This is a genomic window from Paenibacillus vortex V453, assembly GCF_000193415.1.
Taxonomy (GTDB): Bacteria; Bacillota; Bacilli; order Paenibacillales; family Paenibacillaceae; genus Paenibacillus_AQ; species Paenibacillus_AQ glucanolyticus.
On record NZ_ADHJ01000041.1, the window covers coordinates 1 to 21,059 of the forward strand.

Consider the following 21,059-nt stretch of genomic DNA (forward strand, 5'->3'; position numbering starts at 1 on the left):
TTGAAAAGCTGATAGACAAAAAAATTGATAATACCCAAACGAAAACATTACGTTCTGCTATAAACAACATACAAAAAAATCCTGAAAAGTATCGTCAAGAGATTGACCGTTATGACGAAATGGAAAAAACGTTGAAGCAAGGATTGAATCAAAATAATCAAAATAATTTACAAAAAGGAAAGGATAATGATAAAAGCCAGAAGCAAGAAAAGACAAGAAATGACTTGGAGTTGTCACGATAAAACAAAAAACAATCTTTTCCCTTTAAATAATCCCAAATGTTTTCAAATTGAATGCATTTGGGATTCATTTTGACAACATTCCGTTTTTTTCGTCAAATAAATCTAAAATTTGAATTCAAAATGAATTCATTAAATATTCAAATTGAATTGATATTACATTCAATATCAGTTATAATAGACTTATGAATGGTATTTGAATGCCTTGTGAATTGAATTTGAATGTAAACTTACATTTAAGGAGTGATTTAGTTGAAAGTAAGATCTATAACAGATTTCGGTAACTCAAAAACAAAAATGCGAATCAATGGAGTACGAATTGAACAACCTTCTGTCATCAAAAGGCTTCACAGTCCTGAACCTGCATCAGAAACAGATATCGAAAAAAATGTGGCAAATTTGTTAGATGAACTTAGTGTGAATATAGCAAGTCCTTCATTAAAAAGATCAGGATTTTTCTCAGTCGGACAACATGCGAATCTTGATGCTTTAAAATCCGAAAACATGAATATTAAGCTCGGAAAAAAATCAAAACACGACATTCCAATTATCATGAATTTGTCTCTGACTGCTGCACAAGCAGTAAAAGAATTTTACAAAAAAAATAAAAAGTTACCTAGAAAAATTGATGTACAGGGAACATTAACAGGTGCAATACCTGCTTCTGAATATACTTCAGAGATAGCAAAAGAGTTTGAAGAACGCTTCACCGGAAAAGAAGGATCTCCAATCGTCCATATCGTCATTGTGTATGTTGGATCTCAGTCTGTTACGGTTACAATCAAATATACAAACGCCAAAGTTACACAGGAAGGTATTCCAGCTTTATACGCCTTAATCGAAGCGAAGGATACGATTTTAAGAAAATTCCGTGAATTGTATAAAGACGATCCAAAACGTAATAGCATGACTCAAAGAGATTTTCTTTCTCTAAAAGGATTGGGAATTGATATTGGTTCTGGAACGACTGAGTATATTCATAGCCGCGGTGTAAACCCTGTTTTACAGAACTGTCACGGTGAAAAACGTGGCGTAGGTACATGCAGCTGAAGAAGCAGACAAAATTACTTGAATCAGAGCTTAATGGTCTATTTGAAAATCTAATCGACCAACGCTTTGATGAAATCATGCAAGATAGCCAAAATAATTATCATGACCTGGCTCAAAAATTCATGTCAGAAGCTCAATATGGTGAATCAAACAAGATATTAGAAGATGTGCAAGAACGATACAGCACCATAGGTGGAGATATTGATTTTATGATGGTTTTTGGAGGGGGAAGTATCACTTTCGAGGAAGACCTATACCCAAGCCTGATCGAATTTTCTCAGGATGTAAAATGCATGATTCTCTGGATTCCGGAAGAGTTTGCAATTGATATGAACTTGGATGGTCTTGAAATTTTGCATACCAAAGTGTTTTTTCCAGGAGTTGCATAACGAATGAATGATAAAAATAGAAGAGAACTCGTTTCTTGGCGTATTGGTAAATTGCCCGACACCGAACAATTGAATAGTTGGGTGAATGCTCAATCAAATGTTCAAAACTCAATCACTAGTTTAGTGAGACATATGATTGAACAGTTCGGTTATCGTGATGTTACAGCACACGATATTCAAAAGGCTCTTTTCCAGAAACCAATAGCTGACGAATTGCGTTCAATTTTATCTGGACTGAAAGACGTTCCTCCTATATCAATTCCAACCAGTGAAGCTCCTTCGGCCAAAAATGAACCTGAAGAAGTTGCAGAAAATCCGACAAAAAATGAAATCAATAAACCTGAAGCGCATAAAAATTCCAATGATGATATTTACGGAATGATAGACAAAACAAATCTATAAAAAAAGAGGATGGATTGGGAAACCAAACCATCCTTTTTTTATGTTCGCTTTAGTCGTCTGGATCGGAGAGAGTAGCTGCGTGCCGGTCGCCTGGACTTCAGCTCGTAGGCGCTCCTGGTGTGCCTGGCTGCTCGATACGTCCGGAGACGAACAAAAGGGACGGCCGTGGCCGTCCTGGGTGTGTGAGCTGCGCCGGTGGGCGCTATGGAGCTGCGCGGATCCTCGTCCGGATCGGAGAGAGCGGCCGCGTGCCGGTCGCCTGGACTTCAGCTCGTGGGCGCTCCTGGTACGTGCCTGGTTGCTCGATACGTCCGGAGACAGACAAAAGGACATCCATGGCCGCCTGGACGTGTAAGCTGCACCGGTGGCGCTATGGAGCTGCGCGGATCTCGTTTGGATCGGAGAGAGCAGCCGCGTGCCGGTCACCTGGGCTTCAGCTCGTGGGCGCTCTTGGTACGTGCCTGGTTGCTCGATACGTCCGGAGACAGACAAAAGGACATCCATGGCCGCCTGGACGTGTGAGCTGTACCGGTGGCGCTATGGAGCTGCGCGGATCTCGTTTGGATCGGAGAGAGCAGCCGCGTGCCGGTCACCTGTTGCATCCTCAGAGAGCTTCCACAGGCTTTCAGGAACGTTTTAAATCCTGATTGATAGGTTTGGACTGGTTGGATACATAAAAGGTATCCTGGGCTGTTTCAGGCTGCTATAAAATGCTGTGAAAAAACAATGTTAATTCCATTCGCATTCGAAAGTGATTCATATTTGATTCAAATTGAATGTATTCAGTCATATGCGGATCATAGCAACTCAGAAATAATTCAGATTGCATTCAAATTGAATGCAATCAATTTCTTTAATGCATCTCTGAAGTAGCGGCAGCCAATTGGTGAGTACTATTTTTATAACGCTCTAATCTCCGTTGAAATCTCTCTTCTTCACGTCTAGCTTCATCGGCACGTGCATCATCTTGATCCACTTCAAATTGCTTGTTAACGATGGTTGTCGCAAACCAACGAGGGAACACTTTAATCTTATCGTTAGATTTTGATCTTTTAACAAATTCCGCAAATGTTCGATCAATAGCGTCACAAGTGTAATTATTAATGTCTTGCTTCTGTGTTCGCATATACTCAACGATCTGGATTCCCATTTCATTTTTTATGTTGCATGTTGTTAGGTTTTGCAAGAAAGCTTCATGACGAATAGTAGGAGCTTTTGTTTTGCTCACAAATATCAACATGTGGATAAGCGGATCGCGTCCGGTGTATACCTCTTCTTCTTCAAAGCTTAAAGATTGAAAACCTAAAGATAGATAATTACTGACTTGCTCATTTTGAGCAACCCCTTGCTCATTTTGAGCAACCCCTTGCTCATTTTGAGCAACCCCATACATATGGTATTGCTCATTTTGGGCAATACCATATGTTGTGTTGTTAGGCGTTACTTCATCCTTTTGCTGAGGTTCAGGAAGCGCATAACCTTCAAGTGAGAAACCTATTTTGTTCAGTTCAGTTTGTATGTAAGCCAGATTTACACGGTAATAGTTAGTTACATAACGAGGATCGGGATTAGGGCGTGATTCCATAAATCCTTTATCCACAAGCGCTCTCATTTTTCTATCCACAGTTTGACGCGTGGAGAACATTACTTCTTCGGCCATTTCCTTTGCTGCCTTCCAAAACCATCCGTTTTTCATCTGTTTTTTTAGGTTAGCGATTTTTCGTTTGTCTCCAATTTTTTCATAGGCGTTGATCTCTGTTTGTATTTCTTGATCTGATTTGTTAACAAGCTCCTGCCAGAAAATCATTTGGTTCAAAATTGCTGCTGAAACTGCATCGCCTGTAAGACTTACAAATTCTTCTTTGATTACACAACGTTTAAGTTTTCTCGGCTGTTGTTCTGACATAAATAAAAAACCTCCGTTTTTGCCCAATTACTCCATAAAACAGGGTTAGGCAAAACAGAGGAATTCCTTTACTATAGGGCTATTTTCATGGTATAATACCTATATAATTATAGCCAAATAGAAGAAATCCTCTATCAAGCTTTCGCCTGGGATGTTATAAACGGTCACTTGTTTGGCGACGAGAACCGTTTAAAACGTTGTGTGGAGCAGATAGGGGATTTTTTTTGTTTAAAAATACTTATTGAAATGTTATCTTTAGATAACTAATAAATCTATTTAAACTTAACTAGCATTATAGCAAAAGATGGATACAAAGAAAATGACATTTTCGGATGAACTAAGGTGGGGATATTTTTTGGCTAGTCCCAAACTAAATCTAGCATTGAATAAAAATGCTGAAGAAATCATAGCGTTGGCTGCTAAGAAAATGGGAACCAGTAAGCGCAATGCAATTTCACTAGCGTTGGTAGAGATCCTTAAAAACTCTTATGACAAACGTTTTGTTGATTTGCTTGCTAATGAAATTAAACTATCTATTGCAACAGCATCAACCATTAGTGAGCAAATGCATACGATGCTTGAAGGCATTGAAAGGCACGGATATTCTAGACGTGTATTTTTTGGTTTACTCATATCCGATTATTTCTTACACAACCAGGACAAATTCATTGAGCAAGCCGATCCTAACGATTCCGATATGGGAAAGGGTAGTATTGAGATCACTCTTGACCAAGAAACGAAGGATAAAATCATGGCTTATTGCCAAGCAAATTCCATGACAGTTGGCAGTTTATTTTCCCATTATATTTTACATGAGGATATAAATGTTGACTCTTACGAAATAAGCGAAAAGGCATATTTGAACCTAATATTTAGTAATAGTGTGAAAAAAGTCCTGGAAAACAAGGTTAAAAGTACCAATCGGACATATAGATTCTACTTAAATCTAGTCGCTGAACAAATAATTAGGAATATTTCCACGTAGGGATTGCCTTTAAATAGGGCAATCCCTTCTTTACAAACTCAAATTAATCTGATAAATTCTAATCAGATTCAAATTGGAGGGATTATATGGTAAGTATGGGCTAATGTCAGTTGGGAGTAACGTCCAATACTCGTTCTTTGGGAAGTCTTGTAAAATTCCTATTAGAAGGGAAAATGCTAACACTAAGGGAGGAATACTCAATGTTCGAGTCTTTACAAGGGTTGTTCAATACATTGTTTGGTGATATCACGAAAACCTTCATCACCTTGTTTACAATCGGTATTTTGGTTTGTGGTTTGATGGCTGCATTTGGTGGAGAAGAGAATCAACCTAGATTCAAAAAAGGTTTGATTTCTTGCATTGTCGGATTGATTGTATTTGTTCTCGCAAAACAGATTGTGGACTATTTCCAAAGCAATCTTTAATTTAAGGGGCTGATTATGTGATTTTTGACAATCAGTCAGCAGTAGAGCGTAGAGACCGTTTAAGGGAGGAAGGGAAGATTGAACTTCCTCTCAATGTAGATACGAAAAAATACATCCTCTCCTTAATCAAGTACCGGGATATACTTATCTCTTTGCCATTAATGGCCTATAGGATTTCTGGTGTTGTGGTATCTAGTTCATGCTGGCTACTCATTTAGCGCACAATTGCTTCTAATTTGTTTATCACCTTGGGGTACATTCTTACTCATCCTCACCCTCCATCACCCGGATCGTAAGAACATCAACTTTTTTACACATCGGGTTATATGGAGAATCCAGTTCAATAGACGGCAAAAATTATTTGTCTATACGAAAGGTGATTTCATGAGCAGTAAACAAAAAAAGAATGCATCGAAAGATATACGGGAGCAGCTTGGCATAAAGAATGTGTACTCTGAATGCTATGAAACAACCGATAATCGGTTCGTGAAAGTCATCCGGGTATCCAGTGTTAACTTGTCATTGCTGAATAAGAAAGAGAAAACGAAGATTTTTCAGGCTTATGAAACATTTTTGAATGATTTACCACGATCCATGTTACCTCTTCAGGTGAGCCAGATTGCTCAACCGATAAACCTCACAAATTATGGCCGTTATATTGATGATCAAACAGCCAAAGAGGAATCTTATCCAAAGGCAATTCTTGCTAAGAGCTATTTAAAGTATGTTGACGATATTCAGAAGAGTAAAAACATGGTTTCACGGAATAGGTACGTGATAATGGCACGTTCATTTAATTCTATGAATCGCAAAAAGGTGCTTGATGAACTGGAACGAGACGTTAAGATCGTAAGCACTCAAATAGAAAATATGCTTGGTGGACGCTACGAGCTAGAAAACGAAAGTCTTGGATAATGAAGAACTTTTTCACTTAATGTTTGCTTGCATCGATTATGAAAATGCACAAGTGAATTTCAGCTTTAAAACAGCTCTATTCTCCCCGTTAACCGTGGGTGAACGGACTTACGAAGAAATGAGTGGAAGCTGGCAGCAGATGAAGACAGATCACATCATGTAAGGAAAAGGAGAGCGAACATGGGCATATTCTCCAAAAAGAAAAAAGAGACATTAGAGTCTTCTTATATCGGTTTTAATGAAAACATATTAAATATGTTATCACCGGATTCTATCGAAGAAGAAGAATCATTTGTACGTGCAGGTGCTAACTTTACACGTACTCTAGTTGCTGTCGAATACAGCGCTATATTGAACCAGGAACACATTATGAACCTCAATGACTTGTCTGAAAATATCAGCGTTGTGCAATTTTTGACGGAATATGATTCGGCTGAGGTTCGAAAGCAGTTGTCTGAAAGCATACGTCAGAACCGGCAAAAGGCTGATTCTAAGTATGTAAACGATGCTGGTAAAGCTGAAGCTGAAGCACAGATTGATAGTGCCCGTATGACGCTCAATCAGCTCAGTTACAAAAATGAACGGATGTACATGTTCCAATTGCTCATTCACATTGTTGCAGCGGATAACAAACAACTTGATACACTAACGCAACTGGTTAAATCCGTTGTCGGGCCATTTGCAAAAACTGTAACGCCAATGACCAAGCTCAAAGATGCTTTTGATAGCTTTCTTCCAATTGGTCATAACAAGGTCTATGACTTAACGTATCGGCCAATGAACGCCGAGGCAGTAAGCTTCTTTTTTCCATTTCATGAAAACGAAATTTTTGATCAACATGGGATTATTAAGGGACGCAACATAACAACCGGTAATGTTGTAATCGTAGATGATTCCAAGCTGCACAATAAACATGAGTTTTTGATAGGGATGTCAGGAACCGGTAAATCAAGTACCCTATTCGCGAACATGATGCGTAAATGGATGCTTGGCAACATCATCCGGACAATTGATCCCAACGGGAGGAGTTCGGGGCGATTTACAAAAGTCTTGGCGGTGAGTGGGTTAAATTCTCCTTTAATGGTGGGAGCATAATTAACCCCTTCGACATACCGGCGATCAGCGTCGACGCACAAAAAGAAATGGAAAGACAGGGGATGTCAGAAGGAAATCCATTGCTTGCAAAAATAAGTACCCTGTTAACCATGTTTAAGCTTATGTATCCAGACATGAATGATCTTCAGGAAGATATACTTTCAAAATATCTCATAGAGTTGTACGAGAAATTCAACATCAACGAGCGAACAAACGTAGGGAAACTTAAAAAAACAGACTTTCCGATTATGCGTGATTTGTATGATTTCCTTGCAGAGAAGAAGGAAAAAGGCGAAGAAGAATTCACGAAAATTTCTGATTTCCACACTATCCTATATGCGTATTCCGAAGGACTTTTTGCAAAAATCCTGAACGGTCATACGAACGTGGATATCACGAATCCATTGTGTGACTTTGATATTTTGGAGCTTCAGCACAAACCAAAGTTGCAGCGTGTTGTGTACTTCCTGCTTTTATCTCATATCCAATATGAAGTGGTGAACGGTGATAAATCAGAATCACAACTTTATATTGACGAAGCTCATATCATTGCCGATCCAAAGGTTCCTCTGGCAATGGAATATTTGTACACGGCTATGAAAATGCTGCGATCCTTTAACTGCGGTATTACACCGGCCAGTCAATCTATCAAGGACTTTTTATCGGCTAGAGACGATCAACGAAATTACGGGGAAGCCGTTATTAACCAGGCAACACAGCGGTTTTACCTTCCTATGGCAGATACCGAAGTTGATTTCTTAGAACGTGAAATGAACATGCAATTTTCTGAAGAAGAAAAGACAGCCATAACGGTTGTGGAAGGTCGTAAAGAAGAAGAAGCCGGTAAGGGGCTGTACTTTGTTGGTTCTAAAAAAATTAGGCTGCAAGTCGTACTAACAGACGTAGAGAAACAGCTATGGTTCGACCGGAAGCCTTTTAGTGAAGTGATCATCTAATGAACGATTTTTTAAAACAGGCTTTACTTTACAAAGCAAGGTACTACATTTTGATCATAGCGCTTGTAGCAGGTGTAGTGGCAATCATAGCAGCGATCATGGCCGCTATCGTGGATGATAACAGCGGTGGTTCTGGGCCTGGTGGTTCTGGGCCTTTGCTCTGTACGCCTGGCGAATTAAACATGGCATACATTGACAAAATGTTTACTAATCTAGGGGTTTTTACCGGTAAGCAAGATGTATTCATTGATGCTGCTACAAATAACAACATTGATCCTATTTTGTTGATGTCCATCGCTATGCATGAAACCACATATGGGAAATCACCAGCCGTAAAAAACAAAAATAATCCCGGTGGACTCATGAGACCCGATGGAAGTGGACTTATGACGTTCAGAACCCTGGATGAAGGCATTGAGTTCATGGCCGCCAATTTGTATAGGCTGTATATCTCTCAAGGATTAGTAACGATTGAGCAAGTAGGTAACAAGTACGCTCCAGTCGGTGCGAAAAATGATCCTAATAATCTAAATGCTCACTGGATCCCAACCGTGACACGGATAGTTAATAGCTTTGGCGGCTTATCAGCAAACTGCGAATATGTTGCTTCCGGAGACTATGCATACCCTGTTACCCCTCCTTTAGTGGTTACATCACATTATGGAATGAGGACGCATCCAGTAACGGGTAAACCATCCACAATGCATAAAGGTACTGACTTAGCGTGCAGTATCGGTGATCCAATTTATGCAGTAGATAACGGGACTATAGCGGTTGCTGTGAAATCAGGCGGCGGTAATTACGGCCATCATATTATCATAAATCACGGAAACAGGTTTACCTTATACGGCCATATGACGGTTGTATCGGTTAGTGTTAACCAAAATGTAACCAAAGGCGAACAGATTGGTACATGTGGGAAAACCGGGCGTGTGACGGGGCCACATTTACACTTTGAAATTCAGACAGGTGAGATATACGGTACAAGAGAAGATCCTTGGCCTTTCCTCCAAAGTATCGGGAGGAGCGAGGACGAGTCTTATCCGGACGAAGGAGCTGACGACTCTATGGGTAGAGGGGATGAATAGAAATGAAAAAGGGTTGGATAATGCTCCTTTTAGGTGTTGGTCTTGCATTGTCTCTCGGATGGGGATTTAATCAATACACAGCGCTGCACAAGGCTCGGCAGACCATTGCAGGATACCAGGATGTTGAAGCCCTCAATCAGCGCTCTGAAGACTTTGTACGTGCGTATGCACAGGGGAAGCATCAAGAGTTTTTATCGAAGGCTGCTGCCGATCGTTTTGCTAGAGAAGATAATCGGGAAAAAGATCATGAAGACGTACACATGTCTGAAGACACCGGTCTACAAAAGGTGGACATACAACAGCTGTATACGAAAAAAGTAAAGGACAGAGACGATCAGGCCGAATCTTATGCAACGCTTCGTCTGCAGTATGAATTAGGTGGATCGAACAGTCCAGCTGATGATTATATTCAAACCTTCTCGGTTCATTCGGTTTGGATCCGGGAGAATGAGCAATGGAAGGTGAATGACGTGGACATCATCCTTACCGGTGATACCAGTGACGACGAGTTAAAACGCCAAGCACAAGAGGCTTTAGAAAATGCTACGAGGGCGAGGGACGGGGAATGAGACTATCTCCAAGCCAAAGAGCAAAATTGCTGAAGCTATCACGTAATACGCTGGCTGGCCTAGATAAGCTATTCAAGCTACTATCCAAAATTTATGAGCAGCCAATAGAAAAAGCGAAGCGTGAATTTTATTTAGAGTATAAAACTGAAATGACAGAGGATGAAATCAGAGAGTTAAGGTATCGCATCACATTAAAGTGGAGTGTTGCTGTTTTTGTTGTCCTGTTCCTAATTTTCTTTATAGGGAGGTCAGGAGGACAATGAAAATAGTGAAATGGTTATCGTGTCTCCTTCTGCTCATAACATTAGCAATAACGATTTCCCCAACGGTGAGTTTTGCTGATGAAGGAGACTATTATAATGATCACGAAGCTTTTTTTCAAAATGCTCCGGAAAGCTATGTAGACTTTATCAAAAAATATGACTCTGAACAACGAACTGTAAGTTGTGGTCGATTTGATGTGTCATGCCATGTTTATAAAATAGCTTTGGATTCTGGTGTATCGGCAATGGATTTCATCAAAGATCTGATGAAAAAAACGGTCATATCTCCAACCGATGTTATAGGAAATCCATCATATGAAGCTTATAAAGACGGTATTTTCGCACTATCGAAAATTGTCTTGGCAATATTTATTGCTTTCAATGCTGCTAAAATTGTGAGTTTACGGATGGGTGAAGCAGAGGATAGCGTAACCGTCTGGAATGAAAAAATAGTCTCAATTGTAGTCAGTGCATTTTTCCTCTTCGTCTATGACTCTATCATTGAATGGATTTTGCACGCGCAAGAGCTATTGATGCATGAGATTATCGACACAATTAACAGCGAAAATATGATATTAAACATGATTACCAATATTCTGATGGGGCCAGGATTGTTTTCAATTATCGTCATTTTAATAATCGGTATCCTGCTTATTGTTTTAATGCTACAACTCTTTTATCGCACCGCCTTTGTAGCCATTTTGTATATTGCTGGGCCAATTGCGATAGCAACAAAAATAAATGACACGTACAACTTTTTCGATTTCTGGCTCAAAAACTTCATTATTGCTTTCGTCACGTTAGCATTACAACTTATTGCTATAGCGGTCGGATTAAATCAATTCCTTATACCACCTTCTTACTTTGGGGATACGTATCACCTATTTATGGGTGCAGCATTTTTTATCCTCTCGTTGACTCTTCCAGGCATATTAGGACAATGGGGATTCAGTACTGGATCGGCTAGATCTGTGGCTTCAGGTGCTAAGTCGGCGGTTAAAATGATGGTTATGAAACGTAGATAAAAGGAGTGATTCAGGGTGAAAAAACTTATTTTTTTAGCAGCTGCCTTCATAATCGTTTTGTCGGGGTGCAGCAAGGATGATTCACCAGCACCTGTAAGTAATCCTATAGGTGGTGGAGAACAAGTTCAGGAACCGGTGCAGCAGCAGGAACCGCAAAGGGAAGCTGTCTTTAAGAATGAAGATATTGACCAGGCTAAAAAAATGGCACAGCAATATGTCGCTGTTATTACAGAATTCCATGGACGTAAAGCCTCCACTACAGCAGAAATAGATGGTTTACAAAAAGAAATGTCGGAGAAAATTAAATCCACAATATCTATTCATAAGGATTCACGGATCAATTCGGAAAGTGGGACAAGAAGAAATGAAGAAAATATTTTGGATTTGAGCGCTTCACGTTTCCAACTACTTTTGGAAGAAGCACAGGAAGTTTATTATCCAAATCTCAATGTTAGTCAGCTAATCATACCAATGAACTATGTTATGCCAGGTAAATATGCGAGTAGCGATCCGCACACCTATAAATTGCGCTTCGTGAAAAGTAATGATAATCAGGTGCAGCTTATCTATGATGGTTTTTTGATAGGTGGGCCTAATCTGGAGAAGAAAGATCAAGATGAAGTAGACCCGTATAATCCTGAAAAATTGAAAGAAGATCTTCAAATCCAGTGAAAGGAGTGAATGATAGTATGCAATCTACTGTTAATAAATATGGTGAAATTGAAGTGGTTGGTAATGAAGTTCACTACAGCATACCGCTTTCGTATACCGATTTTGATAGCCTGGATGAATTAGAAACGGTCTATAAGCAAAAGGGAATATCGTTAGCAGCCTTCAAAAATTATTTGTTTGCACATGATATAACACTTGTGACTAACCGCCTGGTGTTCACTTACTTTTTAGAAGACATGAAATCTTTTTTCTACTTGCGACAGTTGTATTTTGAAGACCAAATTTACTATTTCCGATCTTTCATTGAATTAGCTAAAAATAACCCTAATACAGCAATCTTGTGGGATAAAAACAACCTTTTCGTAGACCTGACAGATAGCAAAATTAAGGCTCTAGTCTTTGAATTTGATGGGCATAGGCTTTACAGCACCCCTCCTACGTTGGATGGACTCAAAGAAGTAATTTTGCTATCCTTAACTACACTTTACAGGGTTTTGGGTAAACCCCGTCTAATTGATTTTATAGATCAAAGAGATAAGGTAATTAGATTCGCGGAACAGGTGCTTCGAGCTTCATCAGTCCAAGAAGTTGAAAGGGTTCTGGAAGAAACCATTGTAAATGTGGAACGTCAGGAAGAGATTCACCGGGAGTACGAGGAAAACCTAAAGCAAATGAAATTTTTTGAAAGACGCAAGGAAATTCGTAAGGCCAAGGCTAACGGGAAGTTAACCGCCGCAACTTCATCTGAATTTGTGGAGAAGCCGAACCGCGGCTTGCGATCAAAAAATGATCTGGCTCGACCTGTTAAGAAGAAAGGCGATCAGGAAGAAAAACAAGGCTTCTTCAGTTCCAAGTATTTTTACTTGGGATCAGTAGGTGTAGCGGCCGTAATTCTTTTAGCGAACACACTCACACCGCCTAATCCGGACGCGAATGCAGCATCTTCAGAAAATTCCGAGGTGCAGCAGACAAAAGAAATTCCAACGCTGAACTCAGATCAGGTAGCCGATGTTTACCGCAAAATCATGAACGGCGAAAATGAAGAAGCTTTAAAAATATTGGATACAGTCGGATATGAGAATCTGGCTGAAGCCGAAAAGAAACAAATGGTAATTTTATACGAAAAAGAAGGGCTTTATGAAAAGCTTATGCAGCTTGATCCAAGCCAAGCCGATATAGTGGTAATGAAAATGATCGAGAACAAAGAAACGGCCAAGCTAAAGGAGTTACAGGCACAATACCCTGACGCTGCACCGGTTAATTATGAAGTTGCTTATATGACAGCTAAATATGATACTGTAATCGGTTTAGCAAAGGATATTGATATGACAGATAGTGAGTTGGCCGACAGAAGGAAAAACCAGCTTTTGATTTCTTATCTCTGGTCAGGACTGATTCAAGAAGCTACTCAATTAGCTGGGGATGATCCCGAAATGAAAGAGAAAGTGACTCAGTTCAAGTCCAGTAATCAACGAATCAAGGAACTCACCAATAAAATCAATGTTGCTCAAAACAAAAAAGATGATAAGCAAGTAAAGGAGCTGAAACAGAAGATTGAACAAATTAAAGCTAACGTAAACAGAATCTAACTTGGGCAGGGGGAGGATGGTTTGCAAAAGAAGAAGTATATCCGGAGTCTTGACGAGATAGGGAGATTTGTTCTTCCAAAGCAGCTTCGCAAAGAGTTGCATTTAGGGGAGAAACAGATGCTTGAAGTATTCAGTGATGGTGAGAGGATCATCATTGAAAAATACGACAATCTGGAACCCTGTTTAGTTACAGGAGAATCAACAAAAGCTAATCACACCTTTGCATTTGGTAATGGAACAGTAACGTTAAGCCCTGAAGGGCTTGAAAAGTTGATTGAAGAATTAAGTGAGTATAAAAAATCCCAAAGTGATTAAATAAATGGCAACCCACTAGGAGGGTTGCTTTTTTTCGTATTTTGATAGAGAGTGAACGTTATATTTATCGCTTGTATAACGCATGTCTGGCTTTAGTTTTGAAGTTATGTTCTGGCAGATGTCTTTTGTGGATTACCATTGCTACTACTGACGGTAAGTCTACTGTATAGAAGGGTACGAAGTAAAAAAGAAAAGAGAGCTGTGCTAACGCATAGCTCTCTTTTTCTTAGTTATATGGGTTATATGGGTTGACTACCGAGAAAGTAGATTGTGAAATCTAAAAGTCTCGGCGGTGGTGACAAAATATCACTATCAAAACTTGACGAACGCAAATAATCCTGGTATAATGGTCTTAGAAACAAAACTAACTAAGTACCACTACACAGGAGAGTGAAGTATTTCTATTAGGTGCCAGATGGTTTTCTGATGTTGGTAGCATCAGATTTTACATTCTTCATTCATCACAAAAACTGTTTACAGGCATCAATATATCAAATATCGCAGATGATTGTCAAGTTGTTCAGCTTTATAAACAACATAAGACGTTTAAACTTTGTCTGATATAAAGGTTTTCTGTAAGCCCTATGAGTGAGTTTGACTGTCAAATTACTGTCCCTAACGGACAAAGTGTACATAGATTACTGACCTCTCTGAGTTCAATAACAAGGAGGTCTTCTCTCATGTTGATCTGTAATTTCCCAAAATCAACACGCGTGAGAGAACACGACAGGTGTGCTCATCTGGTAAGCGGTCATTTCCGTAACATGCGTTACGGGCGCGTATGGATTACTGAGCATATTCGTAGCGGTTCTCTTGTGTCGGAGCATTGCCGTGCGTAGTTAGGTATTATTTAGCCCCTGTTTATCAGGGGCTTTCTTTCTTTTTTAGGGGAGGGACAGTTCAAATGGAGTTTTCAGAAGAGTATTTAAAGAAAATCATTGATAAAATGTTTGACTTATATTTGATTCAACATAAGCGTTATTTAATGCAGTTTAAAGGCGGAGAGTATAAACAAAATAGACCCGAAAATCCCTTGAAGCGATATCATCTGCACAAGCACTTGAAAGGGGAGCGCACTATTGGGACATTTGCTAGAACGTATGTCACCAAATTTTTATGTTTCGATGTTGATTTTTCGGACTTAGAGGTAGCCAAATGGGTGACCTACAAAATAGGAAATTCATTGGATCAATTAGGACTACACCATTATTACGTATCCTTCAGTGGAAAAAAGGGGTATCATGTCGAACTCTTTTTAGATAAATTTATACCTACAGAGCGGGCCCATCAGTTCTATCTTTTTATTTTGCGAGCGGCGGGGATTCCTTCTCACTTTTCAGGAAAGGTAGAATACCGGCCATTTGCTACCCAGGGAGTTAAGTTACCTCTTGGTACACATCAAGGTACAGGAAATTTTTGTGGATTTTGTAGTTTGTCAAATGGACTGAGGGTTATGGATCGAAATGAGTCATTTTCATATTTTTTGGAGATTGAAAAAATAGATACTGAACGCATTCTGAGTATTGTAGTAGACGAGGACAGCAGTGAATTAAGAGATATGGAAAATGCCATATCTTCTCACAACTCCTTGATTAATTATGAGCAGAGCGGAAATTATTCGGTTGAGGGCGCACTGGAACTCTATCATAACGGACTAAGCCAATCGAGTCAGCGTCATGCCTCGTTTATGCTTTTGGCGCGCTTGATGAATCATAATCAAGTTTGTAAAGAGAAAGCAATAGAGGTAATTATGGAATGGTTGGATAAACAGGATCAGAGGTTCTACAGATCTAAGCGTGACGTTTGCTTGAAAGACGCAGAAAATGTGGTCGATTTTGTTTATTCTAATAATTTAACGCTTGCGGTGGCAGAGCGTGATTTAACAGTGAGCTTTAGAGAAATTAATGCAATCATGCGTCATTGTCTGGGAGAAAAATCAGAAAAAGCTAATGTATGCGTTATTGATTCATTCTAAACGTTGGGCAGCTGAAGAAAATGGGACGTTTTATATGACGTTTCAGCAAATGGAGGAGTCAGCGGGCATTAATGCTCGAACTGCTATGCGGTTAATTCATGATTTAGAAAAACTAAAGGTTATTGAGGTTGTGAAGCGTGATCAAAGGAAAAAAGGTATGTCCAAGAAGATGCCTAACGTGTATAGAGTAACCCTAATAGAAAATGAAAGAGAAAAAGATGAAAGAAAATTTGAAGTCAAAGGTAGGGCTGATTTCTGTGATTGTCTCAAATTTTTCTATGACGACAAAAAGTTAAGAAGTTTACTTCCTCGAAGACAATATAGTACGTTAATTTCAGCGACGGCATAGCAAAATTTTAGAATTCGTCAGCGTTCGACGGGTCAATTTTGCTGTTCTTCTCTATTTTCTTCTAATTTTCAACCTTTTAAGGCTAAAAAACAATAAAATAAATCTATTATACGACATATCGTACAAGGTTTGACGAGTCTCTTCTACCCTATATTTAGTTTTTAAAGTGTATAGATAATGGAAATCGAGTAGGGTCAGAATTGCAGAAGTAGCTCGTTCTTTCTTCCTCTAGATCGGGAAGATCAGGTGATCAATGCATCTGTTGTTCTCATTCTGGAGGATCGAGCGCGATCCTCGCAAATAGGAGCTAGTGAGTGATCGCGAGCAACTGAAGCGTGGATCGCGCTCTGATTTAGAGGAGCTAGCGCCCACCGTCGCATAGTAGATAGATATTCATGGTTAATATTGCGCTTTTGGTATGTGCCTAACTGCTTCGATACTTCTGAAGACAGATAAAAGGACAACAATGACCGCATTTTCTGGGATATGACAGTGGGTCGCTATGAAGTTAGGCTGCTCTCCCGGATTTGAAGAATTAAGTGACTATAAAAAATCTCATAGCGATTGAATGAAAGCAACCCTAGCGGGCTGCTTTTTTTATTCTATTTATCTTCCGGATCGGAGAGAGCGGACGTTGCCAGTCGTTTAGGCTTCGCTCGTGGGCGCTCCTGGTACGTGCGTAGCCGCTCGATCTTTCCGAAGACGTGCAAAAGGACGGCCACCGCCTTCTTGTGTGTGAGCTGCGCCGGTGGGAGCTAGGGTGCTACTGTTCAGAGAAAGACCGTAATACTTCCCCCCCTGTTCACCTGACTGGATTATAATTTATAGTGAAAAAGAAACCAGAACTTAATTAACGCACAACCGAATAGAAAAATAGCCATCAGGAGGAAAGTTTCTTATGTACAAAGTATGCTTACTGTGTTCTTACATATCTAAAGTTGAAAAGGATCAATCCTTTGAGTGTGAGAAATGTTCAAACAGAGATGATGCGTGTACATCTCCCTTTCCTAAACCAGCCGCCCAAAATTTTTTAAACCATCCATACAGTATGCTTTATGACCTGGAAGATGTTGATAACTGGATTGAGCTCTTTCATTTTAACGGATTTGAAACATCTGGACTTTTTTTATGTTCCGCTTACGAGGTTCTGCTTGAGTCAATGATCAATGATGTATTAAAAGCTATGAATACGAACGAAAAGGTCTCTGAGTTGCTGTTAAACTCGAACCAAGGACAGGAAAGAATGGGAAGGCTTTTGGCTTCACTCCTAGAAGTAGGAAATTCCATGAAAACGGTGTGCAAAAGAATTGAGCAAGAAGAATTCTATGGAAAAATGCAAAAGATCATTAAAGTGAGGAATTCTTATATCCATGGCGATCATAAAGCGTTCAGAGATTCGGAGGTAGAAGCAGAGGATTTAAAGTATGTATGCGATTCAATAATTGACGTCTTCGTTACACTTAATAACCAATATGTCTACAGCGGTACGTAACCTTGCCGACACCGAAGGCCGCTAGGGTTGCTTTTTTATTCTGTTCTCTTCCTGATCGGAGAGAGCGGCCACGCTCCTAACGCTTGAGCTTCAGCTCAAGGGGCGCTCCTGGTGTTCTTGGCTACGTGCTTCTTCCGGAGACGAACAAAAGGACGGCCACGGCCGTCCTGGGTTAAGTTCCAGGAGGAAAAACTATAGAATCAAGAGATCTCGCATCAATTTGAAGACTGCTAATATTCTCCTCAGGTGTGGAGCGAGTGACTGATATTCTATATATATAATTACCAACTGCTGGAGGGATATCAGTCCAAGTAATGTTTTGTACATATGCAGTAAAGGATTGACCAGTTATAGTCTTATTAGATTCAGAAGCAAAAATAGTACAAAGTAAATTATTTCCAGGACCTCTTAAAAGGCGAAAAAGTAAATTGTAAGAGTATTCACCACTACCAACAGTATTGATAATATAATTCACCATTGAATCTATCCTAACTATTTGCCCATTAATGGTTGTAGTTACAGGAAGAGATATAACTTCTGTGTCAATTAAAGGCGGTATACTAAGGGATGGACTATTAATTCGATTAAAGAAGTACATGCTCCCAGCTCCTGTTGCTCCGGTCACACCCGTTGCTCCGGTCACACCCGTTGCTCCGGTTACACCCATTGCTCCAGTTGCTCCCGTTGCTCCGGTCACACCCGTTGCTCCGGTCACACCCGTTGCTCCAGTTGCTCCCGTTGCTCCGGTCACACCGATAGTCTCCGTGCTAGCTCCTAAGAGTTCCGATGAAACAAGCCGATGAGCTGTCACTAATTCACCTGTAGCCGTCTTTCCCCAAACAGAAAGATCGGTCTGAGCTGCAGCAACGCCCTCTGTTGTGAAATCAAATTCAAAGCTATCAAGATTAGCAAAGTAATTTTTTGTTATCCACTTGATTTGGTAAGGCTACCAAAAGTTCAAGTACATATAGCGTTCTTGTACCGTTTAAGGCATAACCTTGAATGAGCACAGTCGCAGAATTAACTAAATCCCTATTTTCAATTATTACTGTTATCTGTTGAGTAGATCTCATGCCATTGATAGCACTGTTTTCTATCGGTCCGCTTGATAAGATGGCCATTTATGTTGTCCCTCCTAGTCATATAGTTGGATAATTAATCTAGTTTGGATAATAAATTCAGTGAAATAATTAATCTCCAATCTTAAAATATGCAATATTTAAGAAGAAGTACTGGACTTAATTAATATCTCTGTTTGTAGAAAGACGTGCCGGGTCGCTCGTGGTCTGCTGTGCGGACGAAACTTAGAGAAAAGAATATCCTTGTTTGTAATGGACATAATTTCCAGTAGGAGGTGTTATGTTATGTTGGGGTTTAGCTTTGGAGTCATGTTCTGGCAGATTGCTTTTGTGGGTGTACCGTTGATATTGATTATAAGTTTCCTTTATAGGGGTCCATCCAACATTTTGACGAAAATATACTCTAAGGATTTTTCTATATAAAAAAGCCAACGTTTCTTATACTTAAGGAATCACCGACTATTTGAGGTTGATCTTATTTCCGATTCTTTTCTCTTTTATATTCTTGGTAATCCCCCTAGCCCTTGCAAAGTAGGGAGGGTTTGCTTCTTTTGGATGGAATCATTTGGATAGATTGAGGCTAATAAATTTCAAGGTTTCTTAGCGTACGCTTTCCGCGTTTTGTTGGCAATACCCCGGTTGACTGTCCAGGGCAAGGGGAGCGAAAACCCGTCCTCCTGCATATATCAAACATAGGGTAGCTACACCTCCTTTGTCATGGACCTTACCTTGTCTTGCCGAGAGCGAGACAAGGTCTTTTTTTGCCCATTTTCTGTGTATTTGATAGATGGACAAAAATTTATAGGTAGATTCGCCGTTTCCGAGTTAATAGCAGGCAAATATACTAAAGGGTAGTCAACTACCCCCATCAAAGGAGAGGATAGAAGTAATGACAAAGGAATTTAGAAAAAGAAAAACAACCTGCAAAAAAAAATACTTCCCAGCAAACAGCGTGTAGCTGTCATCGTAAAAAACACAAACACCGCAAGCCGCCTGTCAAAGTGACGATTTCCTTAGCCAAGGCGATCGACAAGGCGATTGCCAAAAGCCTTGCTAAAAACCTTGCTAAAAACCTTGCTAAAAACCAAGCTCATGCCATTAGTAATGCCACAAGCACAAATGATAACGACAGCGGATCCACCATTAACGATCAACTTACAAGCGAAAGTGGCGCTAAAAATCATTCGGAAAGCGACAGCGACTCGAAAATTTTCGAAAAAGTCGATAACCAAAGTACGGCAACGAACGCCACTAATACCGATAGTGACTCTACCATTAACGAAACGGTTAATTCCACCAGTGGTGCAACCAACACCAGTGATAACGATAGTTCGGCTACTGTCAATGACACATTAACAAGCACAAGCGGCTCGAACAATACCTCTAATACCGATAGTGACTCTACCATTAACGAAACGGTTAATTCCACCAGTGGTGCAACCAACAACAGTGATAATGATAGTTCGGCTACCGTGACCGATACATTAACCTCAACTAGCGGCTCGAACAACGCATCAGACGCCACCAGCACTTCGTCATCGGGTGATAGTACCTCCACCAATGGAGATAATACCTCCACCACAAGTAGTGGTCCTGCGGCCAACTCATCGGATACGGACGCCACCAGCAGCTCAGGTGATAGCACATCAACGAATGGTGATAATACGTCAACCACAACAAGTGGTCCTGCAACAAACTCATCGGATACAGATGCTACATCGAGTGCAGGTGACAGTTCCTCAACCACTGGCGATAATTCATCCACAACCAGTGCCACTGCCACCACAGGTGATAACACCTCTACGCCTACAGCAACAGCGTCGACAGGCGATAATACTACCACCAATACCTCCAATGCTGACAACTCTTCAACGAACGACAACGCAAGCACCGCCAACAGCACGTTAAACTCCACCAGCTGCGCCACCAACGAATCCACGAATACCAGTGAATCCAACAACACCTTTGACTACAACAGCGCCTTAGTGAGCACGGCAAACGGGTTAGCGAGCTCGGCAAACAACTCGGCAAACACCGTCTCCAATGGCAACAACTTCACCGTTGGCAATCAAATTCAAATTAGCGACAATTCCGTGCTTTTAGCCTTATTGCTTTTGTTTTGCAAATGCCGTACCTGCTGTAACTGTCAGCCTTCTAGCGGATCAACAAGCGGCTGTACCTGCGGCACGTCGGGGACGACGAATTTGGAAGGGATTATTTCCAAACTGCTCGATGATGAAAAAAATAAACAACAGCGCATTTTTGATATGTTAAACCAAAA

General features: G+C 40.2%; 23 protein-coding genes and 1 pseudogene. 20 read left to right on the plus strand and 4 right to left on the minus strand.

Annotated features, from left to right (window positions below):
- The 5 genes and pseudogenes from PVOR_RS30790 to PVOR_RS22430 all read left to right on the plus strand — a co-directional run.
- Positions 1 to 242 (plus strand): annotated as a pseudogene (locus tag PVOR_RS30790) (hypothetical protein); the annotation flags it as partial.
- Positions 243 to 491: 249 nt separating this feature from the next.
- A complete protein-coding gene (locus PVOR_RS22420) occupies positions 492 to 1,289 on the plus strand; it encodes a hypothetical protein (RefSeq protein ID WP_052649311.1) in 798 nt (265 codons plus the stop codon).
- Positions 1,280 to 1,678, plus strand: a complete 399-nt coding sequence (locus PVOR_RS32250) for a hypothetical protein (RefSeq protein WP_052649312.1) — start codon at positions 1,280 to 1,282, stop codon at positions 1,676 to 1,678. The genes PVOR_RS22420 and PVOR_RS32250 overlap by 10 nt, the downstream gene beginning before the upstream one ends.
- A gap of 3 nt (positions 1,679 to 1,681) precedes the next feature.
- The gene (locus tag PVOR_RS29360) at positions 1,682 to 2,080 is read left to right on the plus strand and encodes a hypothetical protein (RefSeq protein ID WP_006211781.1); all 399 of its coding nucleotides are present in this window, start codon (positions 1,682 to 1,684) and stop codon (positions 2,078 to 2,080) included.
- Between the two features lie 195 nt (positions 2,081 to 2,275).
- Positions 2,276 to 2,602: a hypothetical protein gene (locus tag PVOR_RS22430; RefSeq protein WP_160164027.1), complete on the plus strand. Its 327-nt coding sequence runs from the start codon at positions 2,276 to 2,278 to the stop codon at positions 2,600 to 2,602.
- Positions 2,603 to 2,933: 331 nt separating this feature from the next.
- Here PVOR_RS22430 and PVOR_RS29365 read toward each other — a convergent pair whose 3' ends face one another.
- The gene (locus PVOR_RS29365; RefSeq protein ID WP_006211783.1) at positions 2,934 to 3,986 is read right to left on the minus strand and encodes a hypothetical protein; all 1,053 of its coding nucleotides are present in this window, start codon (positions 3,984 to 3,986) and stop codon (positions 2,934 to 2,936) included.
- Between the two features lie 355 nt (positions 3,987 to 4,341).
- Between PVOR_RS29365 and PVOR_RS22440 the strand changes: the two genes are divergently transcribed.
- From PVOR_RS22440 to PVOR_RS22505, 15 genes are all read left to right on the plus strand, one after another.
- Entirely contained in the window at positions 4,342 to 4,971 is a 630-nt protein-coding gene (locus PVOR_RS22440; RefSeq protein WP_006211784.1) for a hypothetical protein, read from the plus strand.
- 200 nt (positions 4,972 to 5,171) lie between these two features.
- On the plus strand, positions 5,172 to 5,396 hold the full coding sequence (locus PVOR_RS22445) for a TrbC/VirB2 family protein (protein WP_006211785.1): 225 nt from the start codon (positions 5,172 to 5,174) through the stop codon (positions 5,394 to 5,396).
- A 384-nt stretch (positions 5,397 to 5,780) separates the two neighbouring features.
- Complete coding sequence (locus tag PVOR_RS32255) at positions 5,781 to 6,311, plus strand: hypothetical protein (protein ID WP_234973064.1); 531 nt, start codon at positions 5,781 to 5,783, stop codon at positions 6,309 to 6,311.
- Positions 6,304 to 6,474 carry a hypothetical protein gene (locus PVOR_RS32260; RefSeq protein ID WP_234973065.1) on the plus strand — a complete coding sequence of 57 codons (171 nt, stop codon included), beginning with the start codon at positions 6,304 to 6,306 and terminating at the stop codon, positions 6,472 to 6,474. Before PVOR_RS32255 ends, PVOR_RS32260 begins: the two co-directional genes overlap by 8 nt.
- 17 nt (positions 6,475 to 6,491) lie before the next feature.
- Positions 6,492 to 7,406 carry a hypothetical protein gene (locus PVOR_RS32265; RefSeq protein ID WP_234973066.1) on the plus strand — a complete coding sequence of 305 codons (915 nt, stop codon included), beginning with the start codon at positions 6,492 to 6,494 and terminating at the stop codon, positions 7,404 to 7,406.
- Positions 7,407 to 7,453: 47 nt separating this feature from the next.
- On the plus strand, positions 7,454 to 8,362 hold the full coding sequence (locus tag PVOR_RS32270) for a hypothetical protein (protein ID WP_234973067.1): 909 nt from the start codon (positions 7,454 to 7,456) through the stop codon (positions 8,360 to 8,362).
- Positions 8,362 to 9,450 (plus strand): M23 family metallopeptidase, encoded by a 1,089-nt coding sequence (locus PVOR_RS22460; RefSeq protein ID WP_006211788.1) that lies wholly within the window; start codon positions 8,362 to 8,364, stop codon positions 9,448 to 9,450. The genes PVOR_RS32270 and PVOR_RS22460 overlap by 1 nt, the downstream gene beginning before the upstream one ends.
- A gap of 2 nt (positions 9,451 to 9,452) precedes the next feature.
- Positions 9,453 to 10,019 carry a hypothetical protein gene (locus PVOR_RS22465; protein ID WP_006211789.1) on the plus strand — a complete coding sequence of 189 codons (567 nt, stop codon included), beginning with the start codon at positions 9,453 to 9,455 and terminating at the stop codon, positions 10,017 to 10,019.
- Positions 10,020 to 10,278: 259 nt separating this feature from the next.
- Positions 10,279 to 11,307, plus strand: a complete 1,029-nt coding sequence (locus tag PVOR_RS22475; RefSeq protein WP_006211791.1) for a conjugal transfer protein TrbL family protein — start codon at positions 10,279 to 10,281, stop codon at positions 11,305 to 11,307.
- Between the two features lie 15 nt (positions 11,308 to 11,322).
- A complete protein-coding gene (locus tag PVOR_RS22480) occupies positions 11,323 to 11,979 on the plus strand; it encodes a hypothetical protein (protein ID WP_006211792.1) in 657 nt (218 codons plus the stop codon).
- A gap of 17 nt (positions 11,980 to 11,996) precedes the next feature.
- Positions 11,997 to 13,568, plus strand: coding sequence for a hypothetical protein (locus PVOR_RS22485; protein ID WP_006211794.1), 1,572 nt, complete (start codon positions 11,997 to 11,999; stop codon positions 13,566 to 13,568).
- Between the two features lie 21 nt (positions 13,569 to 13,589).
- Positions 13,590 to 13,883, plus strand: coding sequence for an AbrB/MazE/SpoVT family DNA-binding domain-containing protein (locus PVOR_RS22490; protein ID WP_006211795.1), 294 nt, complete (start codon positions 13,590 to 13,592; stop codon positions 13,881 to 13,883).
- A 904-nt stretch (positions 13,884 to 14,787) separates the two neighbouring features.
- On the plus strand, positions 14,788 to 15,858 hold the full coding sequence (locus PVOR_RS22495) for a TOTE conflict system archaeo-eukaryotic primase domain-containing protein (RefSeq protein ID WP_006211796.1): 1,071 nt from the start codon (positions 14,788 to 14,790) through the stop codon (positions 15,856 to 15,858).
- Entirely contained in the window at positions 15,833 to 16,207 is a 375-nt protein-coding gene (locus tag PVOR_RS22500; RefSeq protein ID WP_006211797.1) for a hypothetical protein, read from the plus strand. The genes PVOR_RS22495 and PVOR_RS22500 overlap by 26 nt, the downstream gene beginning before the upstream one ends.
- An 898-nt stretch (positions 16,208 to 17,105) precedes the next feature.
- The gene (locus tag PVOR_RS22505) at positions 17,106 to 17,699 is read left to right on the plus strand and encodes a hypothetical protein (RefSeq protein WP_006211798.1); all 594 of its coding nucleotides are present in this window, start codon (positions 17,106 to 17,108) and stop codon (positions 17,697 to 17,699) included.
- 172 nt (positions 17,700 to 17,871) lie between these two features.
- Here PVOR_RS22505 and PVOR_RS31105 read toward each other — a convergent pair whose 3' ends face one another.
- The 3 genes from PVOR_RS31105 to PVOR_RS32275 form a co-directional block, all read right to left on the minus strand.
- Entirely contained in the window at positions 17,872 to 18,450 is a 579-nt protein-coding gene (locus tag PVOR_RS31105; RefSeq protein WP_200860842.1) for a hypothetical protein, read from the minus strand.
- A gap of 154 nt (positions 18,451 to 18,604) precedes the next feature.
- On the minus strand, positions 18,605 to 18,820 hold the full coding sequence (locus PVOR_RS31110; protein ID WP_006211799.1) for a hypothetical protein: 216 nt from the start codon (positions 18,818 to 18,820) through the stop codon (positions 18,605 to 18,607).
- A gap of 1,138 nt (positions 18,821 to 19,958) precedes the next feature.
- A complete protein-coding gene (locus PVOR_RS32275) occupies positions 19,959 to 20,741 on the minus strand; it encodes a hypothetical protein (protein WP_040680871.1) in 783 nt (260 codons plus the stop codon).
- Positions 20,742 to 21,059: the final 318 nt, after the last annotated feature.